The following is a 773-nucleotide window of genomic DNA, read 5'->3' as shown; positions in this document are numbered from 1 at the left end:
CAACCTGTCGACTATGGCTTCCTGCCGGTCGGCTTCCACCGCCCCACTGTCTTTGAGAACCTCAGCATCGGCCAACACGCGCCCCAAATCACTGTGCACTTGGTCGAGGCGGTCGATCGCCTTCTCCAGCTCATCGGCGCGAGACAGGTCAAAGCCCTCTTTCTCGGCAATCGCCTTCAAATCCTGCCCGAGCCATTGCCGCTCCAGCGCGGCATTGCCCGCACCGATTTCGATGCGGCGGGTAACCTCTTGTGCGTCAATGCCGGTGCCTTTCAAAGCCTGCTGAAGACGTTCGGAAAGAGCTGGATCCTGCAAAGCGCCTTGGGCCTCGGCCCGTATATTCGCAGCGGAATAGATCCCACTCTTGGACGCATCTTCGAGCAAGGTGTGGGACTGCGTTCCCATTGGGCTCAGATGCGACAGTGAACGATAGATGTCGTTCAGCTCATGCTCGAGCGCCGCGCGCCGCTCCACTGGGGCGTCCGCTACGATGCGCTCGGCTTGGTTGATCTTGTCGTGGAAGGCATCCACGACCTCATCAAACGAATGCTGTTCTTCGGCCATGCCATATACCTTTCCATCTGCTTCAATCGGTTTGCCCTGCGCCAAAAGCGTCGCAGCCTTGTCCAAGGCTGCTGCAATGTCATGCTGGTTCTCGCGCGAGGCCTCGGCCGCCAGGCCTCGATAGAGCCGCGCGTTCTGCGCCACTTCGGCCAAGGCACGGTCAAGCTCCGGCCCCAGGCGCTGACGCTCGGTCAGCTTTTGGCCGGTGG

At 60.8% G+C, this 773-nt stretch carries 1 pseudogene; it reads right to left on the bottom strand.

Features of this window, described 5'->3' with window-relative positions:
- Positions 1 to 773, bottom strand: a pseudogene (locus ACR0EL_RS22160) (relaxase/mobilization nuclease domain-containing protein); the annotation flags it as partial.

It is taken from the genome of Ruegeria sp. AH12 (genome assembly GCF_056541465.1).
This window is presented reverse-complemented; position numbering and strand designations above follow the sequence as displayed.